The organism is Desulfobacter sp., assembly GCF_050177295.1.
Window position 1 is genome coordinate 1 of sequence record NZ_JBFXHE010000134.1, and the last position, 10,264, is coordinate 10,264.

Consider the following 10,264-nt stretch of genomic DNA (forward strand, 5'->3'; position numbering starts at 1 on the left):
AATGTTTAACGGGGACCTGTACTGAATAACAGTTTGGGCAAGGTGGTAAACAAAAACGGCTTTTTTATCAATAAGCTGGTTTATATGTTTTCTTAGTTCGTCCGTGAAAAAATTATCGCCATAAATACACCTGAAATCAAAAAAAACGGCAGTGTCTATTATGTTTTGAGGTTGGGGGGTGTTAATCCAGCTTGTAAATTGCTTTTTCCAATCCGATAAGCTTAACGTGTATTTGGGATTTTTGGCCATTATTTCACCTGTACATAACTCATATCCAACATGGGCCAGGTTATTATTGATAGTTTCAGCAAAGGTAAGGAAGTAGTTTTTAATTTTTTGAACATTATTTTCCCCGACATCTTCAAAAATAATGGCATTGTCCTGGTCGGTGGCAATGGTTTGTTCTTTTCTTCCTTCGCTGCCCAATGCAACAAAAGCAAACCGGCATGGAGGTGCTCCGTGGTCTTCCAAAGCAAATGTTATGATACGATTTGTCATTGCATCGGATACTGATGTAATAATATGGGTGATCAATTCGGTTTTATTACCACTTTCCAATAACGCATTAACAAGAACCGGTATCTTGTCATAGATCTTTTTAAGTGCATTAACAGTTTCGGCATATTCAATTTCCCTGAGGATGTAGCTTAATGAATTATGCTGGATTTCAAGTATATCTTCATGGCTAAGGACTCCGATAATTTCATTTTTATCGTTTTTTACAGCCAGGTGGCTGATGTTCTGTTTCCTGAATTCCAAAACAACTTCGTAAAGTAAGGCAGTATTTGAAATGCAAATAATTGGGGAGGTCATCACTTCCACAAGTGGGGACTTCCCATCTTTGTTTTTTGCCAAAACTCTTTTACGCAGATCGCTATCATTGACAACGCCAAGCATTTTATCATTATCGGCAATAAAAATGAGATTCATCTTTTTCCGGTCCATTAATGAGGCGGCTTCAGCTACTGTTGTCTGCAGGTTGCTTTTTACAACCGGCTTTACAAATTGAGAAATTGGCTGATTCATTAATATCAGAGAGCTTTGAAGCTCGGTGATTAAATTCTGAACAATTTTTTCTGTTTGTTTTTTTCGTGAGATATCTTTTGTGACCACAACATATGCTTCCTGTTCTCCAAAGAAGATTCTTGTTACCGAGATCACAATATCATGAAATGCAGCTTTACCTTGTTTTACCTGGGTTTCAATGGAAATGGATTTGTTGGTTTTTTCGCAAGATAATAAAACTTCTTCCCAGCTAATGCTAAAAATATCCTCAAATTTAGACGCAACAAGTTCTGTATGTGTTTTTCCGGTTAGCTGTTCAAACATTTGATTGGAAAAAATGATCCTGCTGTCTTTGATCATAATTGTTCCTTCTGATGAAGCTTCCACCAGTGTTTTGTATTTTTGCCTTGATTCTAAAAGGTCATTTTCGGCCTTTTTTCGCCTGGCTTCAATTTTAAGGCTTTGCCTGATTATAAAAGCAAGGATAAGTATAATTATCGCTGATATTAACAGTGAAATTCTTGTTAGCCTTCCTTTTAAAGCTCCTATTTCAGCTTGTACATCATCAAGATAAATACCGGTTCCTATGATCCATCCCCAGTCTTTATATCCTTTTACGTATGATAACTTTGGGACAATTTGAGTGGAATCGTCTTTCCATTGCCACATGTAATTGATAAATCCTTCGTCCATTGTTTTTACAACTTTGATTGCTTCAACAAACAACCTGACCCCCTGGGGGTCTTTATAGTCATCCAGCATTAAATTATTCAGTTCTGGACGATAGGGGTGCATAATCATTACTGGTTTCATGTCAGTAATCCAAAAATAATCTTTTCCCTCACCGCCATATCGCATTTTTCCAATTTTTTTTGAGGCAAGGCGTTGTGCTTCCTCAATAGTGATTAAAGAACTCTTGTATTCATCGTCATATTCTTTCATTAAACTCCATGCAGTGTTGGTCAGTTCCCTGATCATTTCCTTTTTATTGTTCATCATGTTTTTTTCGAATGATGGTATCAGGATCACATACATCGAAGTGATAAAAAGCAAAATGGTAAGTATGGACGGGACGATAATAGAGAAAAAGAATTTTAGTATGACTTTGTTTGACATGGCGTGTTTATTATTTAGTTAAAGGTTAAAATCCCGCAATGTTATTGCAAACATTTTAGTATCCATATAGTTAAATATGAACACAGACCGAAGAAGGAAGTCATCCGACATTGAGTAGATGTTTCTTTAACATATTGAAATTATAAGTAGTTATAATGTGCCTGCTCAATGTCGGGTCATAATTTATATATCGGCTTTGTTGGGAGGTGTCGATATCCTCCCCAAAACCGTTAAAATGAGAAAAAAAGCGTTACAGATTGCCTGTCAATGACCTGGACAGCACGTCCAGATAGAAGCGTGCATGGCTGATGGGAGCTGCTATGTTGGCCCGATGGTTGGCGAATATGCCGTCCGGTTTGCCCTCCAGAACGATCCAGGGACTCATGTGCGAGGCATGATGAAGGGCTTCAATAGCATGATGGAGTACATCCATCCCCTGCGATCCGATGGTGTCGTCAAAATCCAGAGCTACCGACTCAAGGATGGTGCCCATGGCAGTGGCCACGCCCTTTGTGTAGTAAAAGACATCATCGGCCTTAAAGGTACTGATATTTCCCAATTCCCTGACCAGATTTTCATCACAACTACCCAGGATGCTTTCATACGCCTTGAACAGAGGAACCAGGTTGTCTACACGTAGGTAAAAACGCTCCTCCTTTCTTTCCAGCATGTGCTGATAATTTCGCCACCCGTCCAACCCCTCCTGATATTTGCTTTCAGCCGAGGGAAACATGTATTCGGAGGGCTTGATCATGAATGAGTTCATGGCGTATTCCAGACTGGGAACATAGGCGTCGGTGCTTCCGGTCCGTGAAAGATTTTCGGCCAGGGCCACAGCCGTTCTGCGGGTCACTTCCAAAATACCCAATTGCAAATTTTTAATATTATCGGCAAATCTGATTATGTCATTGGGCCGCCATCCCAGGAACCTGTGGTTTAATTCATGATCAAGGGGCTGGATGCAGGCTTCCACAAAGGCCACTCCGCGAGGACCTGTGCGCACCGACGCAGTATGCGTCGTCCCATGTCCGGCTGCCGGTGTTGCGGACGCATGAGTGGCTGCTTTATTTTTATCGGCGGTCTCATTGAAAGCCGAGTCAGGGGCAGTGTGTTTTTGGGGTTCGACCGTATTATGGGCGGTTCCGTGGGAATCCTGTTTTTGGACGGCGGGCTGATGCGTGGTCAGGGCACCATCTATTGTGATGTTCTTTGCTGCGCTGTGAGCGTCCTGAGTCGCGTTTATTTTTGGGGCAATTTGCGTCTCATGGGTTTGTCCGCCCCTTTTTGCCGAAAAATCCTTCCACCAATTCATCCCCCACCATGTGGCATATCCGGAAACGCCCAGGATCAGCACTGTGATGATAAACCATTTGGAAGTAAGTATCTTTTTAAAAAAACTCTTTTTTTTTACCGCATCTCCTTCGTTGGTAACGTTCTTCGCCTCTTCCATATTTTTCTCCTTGCCAATAAAAAAATCTATGGGTTAAGCTCGTCTGAGCTTACATATATCGCCAACCCGGATAGTCACAGTCCGGGTATCAAAATATTCCAGCAGGGGGATCAAATATTTCCGCGACGCCCCCCGTAATCTCCTTAAACTGTGGCGTTGGTAAAGGATTAAGAACCACTTTTCTGACAAGATATAACAAAGAAAAAAAAGATTATCAAGAGCTTGTATATAGCCCCAGCTGGGCACAATCCCAATGGGATTCGTTCGAATAGCAGCCGTAATACATCGCAGTCTGTTCATAGCGGCCGGGAATAAGAGGGGTAAAGTTGCCCGGCTTGCTGCCATTTGGAAAACCATAACAGCCAGAGGCTGGTCTGCATAATGTGCAGGGGCAGGGGAAAAGGCATGAGTATGGCAGACAGGGCTTTTTTGAATGCAAACATCTTATTGGGGAAAATCCTTTTTATGGGCTTCACGGGTCAGACGGTCTTTTCCCCATTTTTTCAGATCATCCTCAGACATGCTCTGGAATCCGCTCAATGCCTCCCGAATTTCGTGGGTGGCGTCATCATTTACCTTCCGGATGTTAAATCGATCCAGTTTGAGGTCATAAAGGGAATAGTCGCCTTTGTTTTTTTTCAGATGCTGATACACCAGATCCCGGATAGCGCTCCAGCTGTCTTTGCGGGTCTGGTCGGCAACAGGGGTGAGGGTATCAAGGTTTTCTATCCGAGTGGTACGGAATTTGTATTCCAGTCTTTTCTGAACAGATGCCAGCCATAAAACCATAATCAGACCGGCACCGACACCGCCCACAGACCACAGGATAGTGGGGGCGGCCATTGAACCCAGTGTCATCATGATAAGGGAAATCAGGCTTCCCCCCAGAAGGCTAATCAGAAACCCGATAAACATTTTTTTTATGCGGAAACTTTGGAATTCCAGACCAAAAGCCTGAAGGGCTTCAATATAATGGGCCAGACGCTCCCCGTGAATTTCCAGATAAGTGGCCAGATGATCCAGTCTGCGGCGGGGGGTCTGTAAAATGGTCTGTTTCAGATCCTCCCGCTGATTTTCAAGAAGGGGGAGAAACGAGGGCACAGATGCTGAATCCCTCTTGATTGCGACTGCATTGGACGAATAAGTCATCCGGATCATGGGGATATCCTTTCGTCCGGTAATTTGGGATAGATTCCAGCACAGGGTTCCATAAACCCGCAGCAGATCGTTAAAAGTAGTGCATTCATCAATACGGTTGAGTACAAAAATGATCCGGTCTTCAGAGGTATGGGCGGTCAGGGTATCCCGAATGCTTTTATATGCCTCCCTCACGGTTCCGGCCTTGTGGGCGTCAAACAGAACCAGCACTAGCCCGGCTTTCTGGGCCAGATCGCCGATGACCTCCTGATAATCATATCCCCGGTCCCGCTCGGTAATGCTGTCAAGCATACCGGGGGTATCAATGATGGCAAGATTTTTCAGAAAAGGAGAGTTGATTTTTTTCAGTTGAAAATGGGCTGCAAAGCGCTGGCCGTGTTTGCGAAGGGTGGAAAAGGGGTATTCCGGATCATTAAGCAGGACCTTGCCGTCTCGGTGTTCCACCACCCGTATTCCTTCTGTTTCCGGCACGGAATCATCATAGGTCAGTACGGTGAATGAATCATCTGTGGGGGCCTGACCTGTGTCCTGAATCTTGGCGCCTAAAAATTCATTGATCAAGGAAGATTTACCGGATGAATAATTGCCGATGACCAGCACCATGGGACGCCATTTTACATTGGTCTCCAGAGGCATATCGCTGTAACCGTAACGCTGGGCCACCGGTGTCAGGTGCCTGGTTATGGTATCCACGATATCTTCCCGAAGAGCATTCATATAATTTTCACGATGCATGGATTTCTCCAAAATAATGTTCAGATTAAAATGTGCCGCTCAAAAATAATGATATCAGGCGACAGATATTGTCATTAATCTAGCAAGTATAAAAAAACAGCACAAGGGTGTCAATTTGATTTATTGTACCGGCTGCTGTTTCAATAAAACATCCCACGCGGCCCCAATGTCATAAATCTTCCTGCAAGTAAGTAGCCCTGCAAATTTTGATATAAAATACTGTATTTTTATTATATTATATTTATGCTGAAAAATTAGGTTTATTTTTTTACTAAAATATTTGTTCTACATACAGTTTCAAATACATTTAAAAAAAAGGGCGATTTAAAGCTTTCAACAATATTTTTTAAAAGGATAAAATATGACTCAGGATTATTTTCTATTTTTATCGAAGATTGAGCCTTTTTCTTTTTTACCTGAAAAAGAAATTAACCATATATCAGATTTGATTCAAGTTGAATTATATAATAAGAAAAAAATATTGTTTCGTCAGGGAGTGTCAAGATTAGAAAAAATATATATATTAAAGGAAGGTACGGCAGAGCGCTTTTATGAAGATATAGAGAAAAAAATAGTAACAGATGCTTTACATAAAGGTGAAGTTTTTGGTGGAATATCAATTCTTTTGAATGAATCTGTTGCTATAAGGTCTTTGGAACTACAGGATAATACTTCTTTTTATACATTCCCTAAAAATGTTTTTATATCTTTATGTGATGAATATGAAAATTTTAAATATCATTTCACTAATACTTTCGGGAAAAGAATGCTTGATAAAACATATTCAAATCTGGTGGCAAAAAAAAATGATAAAGAAGAGTCAATACAGTTTTTTAGTAATTCTATATCAAGCGTGATAAGACGGAATGTACTTTTCTGCGGTTCAAGCAATTCTATAAAAGATGCTGCAATTCTAATGAAACAGCACCGATGCAGTTCTATTCTAATAAAACAGGAAGGCAGATTTATAGGCATAGCAACAGATCAGGATTTTAGAAATAAAGTTGTGGCTGCTGATTTAAAAAGTTCAAATCCTATTTCTGATATCATGTCTTCTCCTTTAATAAGCATGGCAGAGCATTCAAGTGTCTTTGAAGCTTTCATAAAAATAATGAAAACAGGAGTAAAACATTTAGCCGTAAGAAACAATGAAAATGATGCCATAGGAGTGATTTCAAATAGCGATCTTATAAATGCTCAAGGCAAACTTCCCTTTTTATTTATAAAAGAAATAAATAAGGCTGTATCTTATGAAGAAATATCAAAAAAACAAAAACAGCTCCCCCAAAGCATATATAGCTTAATTAATGAGGGCGCAAAAGCTCAGAATATAAATAACTTTGTTACTGCAATAACAGATGCGATTTTAGAAAAGCTGATAAAGTTTGCTATAGCGGAAATAGGACAACCTCCTGTCAAGTTTGCTTTTATGGTTATGGGAAGCGAAGGCAGAAAAGAACAGACGCTTAAAACAGATCAGGATAATGCTATTATTTTTGAGGATGTAAATGAGGAAGAATTTGAATCTGTAAATGCATATTTTTTAAAGTTAGGCGAACACGTATGTAATATGCTTGATAAAACAGGATATGAGTTTTGTAAAGGTGATATAATGGCAAAAAATCCAAAATGGTGTCAGCCTATTTCTATATGGAAAAACTATTTTAAAGAATGGATTTATAACGCGACTCGTGAGGGTCTTCTCCAAACAAGTATTTTTTTTGATTTTCGTATTGGATATGGCGAAAGTAGTTTAGTAAATGAGCTTAGAGAGAATCTGTTTAATTTTTTGGGAAACAGGAAAGTTTTTTTCAGGTATATGGCTGAAAACACCTCTCACTTTAGATTGCCTATAGGAATTTTTGGTAATTTCATTGTTGAATCTAAAGGTAAATTAAAAAATACTTTTGATATTAAGGGAGCTATGATGCTTGTAGTGGATTTTGCAAGAATATATGCGCTTCAAAATAAAATATCTGCTACAAATACTATGGAACGATTAGAGTTGCTATATAAAAAAAAGGTAATAAGCGAATCCGATTATAATGATATAAGCCATTCTTATAGCTATATGATGAATTTAAGGTTTATAAATCAAATACATGGAATTATCAATGAAGAAAGAGAACCTGACAATAATATTAATCCTAAAAAGCTATCAAGAATAGAGCAGCAGACATTAAAAGAAATATTAAAGAAAACAGAAAAAAGGGCAAAACTTCAATTGGAGTTCTTGGCAGTAATGTGATTGGGAGAATTTTTCTTAGGACCTCGGAAACAAAATAAATTAGGACGGCGGGGTATCTTTATCTTCAGGTTTGTAATCAATGATCTTTTGAACTTCGTTGGAAGGACTTTCTAATAAAAGCGGTTCATCGGTTTGGGAATGATATTCAAGGCTGAGACGATGTTTTTCGATTTCAATCTGGCTTTCGATACTTTTTTTGGCAAGCAGGTAGCGCAGATAAATAATCCAAAGTACTGCGCCCACAACGATGGCCCCAAGTACGATAAACACCTTTTCGAAACGGACGAATAAATCAATCCCGATGTGTCCCAGGTAGGTAATCATGTTAGGGATAATCCAGTATGAGATGACCCCCACGAAGATTAGAAAGCCGATATTAAAAATGTTCATGCGGCTGATGCGGTTCAGAGTAGACTCCAAGTTGTTTTCAAAACCTGGTTTGCTGGCGGGAGTTGAATCGTCACCAGCCAATGCCTCACCATGGAAGAGCGCCAGATAAGCTTTGACGAGAAACCCGAAAAGCATCATGGCCCCAATGGGAATACAGATGGCAGCCACGAACCAGGCACGAAAAGGAAAAGGCGTTTCATGCGTATTGAGTCGTACCGTGTACTTTCCAAGGGGACCGAACACCTTCTCGAAGTTATGCTTGTTGAATTCGCTTAGATTATTTCCACTGGTTTCATGAATAATATTGCCCTGGGTATCGAGCACCTGAAGGATGGATTGTTTGCCCGATGTCATGGCCGCAAGGGCAAAAATTTCAATTTCAAGCAAGAAAAGGCCCACAACAATGATAATGAAAAGGGTTTTGTTTTCCTGTAGTAAATTGCTAACTTGAGATGATTTCACGGCATTACTTCTTAATACCGGCGATAGGCCGAATTATACATAGGGAGTAAGAATTGATTTAATTAATTTTAAAAACGGCTGAGGCCATTTAATTCTTATCATTTTTGCCGTGTCTTGTTTTTTCATATTATATTACTACATACTATTTTTAAATTTTTAATTTAAAAATATAGGATTTTCATTTTGGGGAACCATAAAGCCCGCCAAAAGGGCGCTAAGTTCAAAAGGTGGGACGAACTTAAGTCCCACCCTGTAATGTTTCGTTCTTTCTCAGTCTTACATAGCGGTAGAAAGAATTCCTGCTTTGAGAAACTCTCTGTTCATACGTGCAATATTTGTTATTTGAATGTTTTTAGGACATGATGCTTCGCATTCTCTTTCGTTTGAGCAGTTGCCGAAGCCGCAAGCATCCATGGTTCTTACCATAGCCAATGCGCGTTTAGCTGCCTCAGGTCTGCCCTGGGGAAGCAGAGCAAGATGGGAAATCTTAGCGCTGACAAAGAGCATTGCAGAAGCATTTGGGCAAGCCGCGACGCAGGCGCCGCACCCAATACATTCCGCTGCATTCATGGCAAGTTCACCAGTTTCATAGGTAACCGGAAAAATATTTGCTTCGGGAGCACCCCCGGCTTTAGCAGTTATATAACCGCCAGCCTGGATGATTTTATCAAAGGCGCTTCTATCAACAACAAGATCTTTTACTACCTTAAACGCTTTTGCCCTGAAAGGTTCAATAAAAATTGTGTCACCATCTTTGAAACGTCTCATGTGAAACTGGCAAAGGGTGGTGCCTTTCTCTTCTCCGTGAGCATATCCGTTTACAACCTGGCCGCACATTCCGCAAATTCCCTCGCGGCAGTCATGATCAAAGGCAATAGGTTCAATGCCGGCAATTGTCAGATCATCATTCACGATATCAAGCATTTCCAGAAAGGAGGCGTCAGTGGAAATATGTTTTGCCTGATAGGTTTCAATTTTGCCTTTTTTTTCACCCCGTTTCTGGCGCCAGACCTTTAGTGTCAGATTAATAAATTTTTCTTCCATCACTTGTAGCTCCTTTGCGTTAATTTCACATTCTCAAAAACAAGTGGTTCTGTGTTACGTATCGGGTCTTTACCTTCACCCGCATATTCCCAGGCAGCTACATGGCAGAATTTTTCATCATCTCTCTTGGCTTCGTTTTCTTCTGTCTGGGACTCTTCCCTGAAATGGCCACCACAGGATTCTTCACGCATCAGCGCATCACGAGCCAGAAGCTCGCCGAATTCAAGGTAATCAGCAAGTCTGTAGCCTTTTTCCAGAGTTTGGTTAAAATCTTTGCGGTTACCTGAAACACTGACATTCTCCCAGAATTCTTCGCGAAGTGCTTGAATCTTCTGGATTGCCGTTTTCAGCCCTGCGTCATTACGGGCCATGCCACAGTAATCCCACATAATAAGGCCAAGCTCTTTGTGCATATCATCAACAGTTCTCTTGCCGTTAATGTTCATAAGCTTGTCCAATTTCTCAGTAAGCTGTTTCTCTGCATCTTTAAACGCCTGGTGAGAAGTGTTTACATTCGTCAGAGACTGGGTTGCAAGGGATCCGCCAATGGTCTAGGGAAGAACGAAATAGCCGTCTGAAAGACCCTGCATCAGAGCACTTGCACCAAGACGGTTCGCACCGTGGTCTGAGAAGTTGGCGCCACCCAGGCAGAAAAG

General features: G+C 40.7%; 8 protein-coding genes. 1 reads left to right on the top strand and 7 read right to left on the bottom strand.

Features of this window, described 5'->3' with window-relative positions; translation table 11 throughout:
• From AB7U36_RS11085 to AB7U36_RS11100, 4 genes are all read right to left on the bottom strand, one after another.
• On the bottom strand, nt 1-2,121 hold a 2,121-nt coding region (locus tag AB7U36_RS11085; protein WP_428159839.1), incomplete at its 3' end, for a DUF294 nucleotidyltransferase-like domain-containing protein.
• Nucleotides 2,122-2,371: 250 nt separating this feature from the next.
• Nucleotides 2,372-3,571, bottom strand: coding sequence for a DUF2333 family protein (locus tag AB7U36_RS11090; RefSeq protein ID WP_428159840.1), 1,200 nt, complete (start codon nt 3,569-3,571; stop codon nt 2,372-2,374).
• Between the two features lie 33 nt (nt 3,572-3,604).
• Nucleotides 3,605-3,928, bottom strand: a complete 324-nt coding sequence (locus tag AB7U36_RS11095; protein ID WP_428159841.1) for a SelB C-terminal domain-containing protein — start codon at nt 3,926-3,928, stop codon at nt 3,605-3,607.
• An 87-nt stretch (nt 3,929-4,015) separates the two neighbouring features.
• Nucleotides 4,016-5,464 carry a dynamin family protein gene (locus AB7U36_RS11100; protein WP_428159842.1) on the bottom strand — a complete coding sequence of 483 codons (1,449 nt, stop codon included), beginning with the start codon at nt 5,462-5,464 and terminating at the stop codon, nt 4,016-4,018.
• 361 nt (nt 5,465-5,825) lie between these two features.
• Between AB7U36_RS11100 and AB7U36_RS11105 the strand changes: the two genes are divergently transcribed.
• Nucleotides 5,826-7,712, top strand: coding sequence for a DUF294 nucleotidyltransferase-like domain-containing protein (locus AB7U36_RS11105; protein WP_428159843.1), 1,887 nt, complete (start codon nt 5,826-5,828; stop codon nt 7,710-7,712).
• Between the two features lie 39 nt (nt 7,713-7,751).
• Here AB7U36_RS11105 and AB7U36_RS11110 read toward each other — a convergent pair whose 3' ends face one another.
• The 3 genes from AB7U36_RS11110 to AB7U36_RS11120 all read right to left on the bottom strand — a co-directional run bounded on the left by AB7U36_RS11110 (nt 7,752) and on the right by AB7U36_RS11120 (nt 10,054).
• Nucleotides 7,752-8,501 (bottom strand): hypothetical protein, encoded by a 750-nt coding sequence (locus tag AB7U36_RS11110; RefSeq protein ID WP_428159844.1) that lies wholly within the window; start codon nt 8,499-8,501, stop codon nt 7,752-7,754.
• A 339-nt stretch (nt 8,502-8,840) separates the two neighbouring features.
• Entirely contained in the window at nt 8,841-9,608 is a 768-nt protein-coding gene (locus AB7U36_RS11115) for a succinate dehydrogenase/fumarate reductase iron-sulfur subunit (RefSeq protein ID WP_428159845.1), read from the bottom strand.
• On the bottom strand, nt 9,608-10,054 hold the full coding sequence (locus AB7U36_RS11120) for a hypothetical protein (protein ID WP_428159846.1): 447 nt from the start codon (nt 10,052-10,054) through the stop codon (nt 9,608-9,610). The genes AB7U36_RS11115 and AB7U36_RS11120 overlap by 1 nt, the downstream gene beginning before the upstream one ends.
• Nucleotides 10,055-10,264 lie beyond the last annotated feature (210 nt).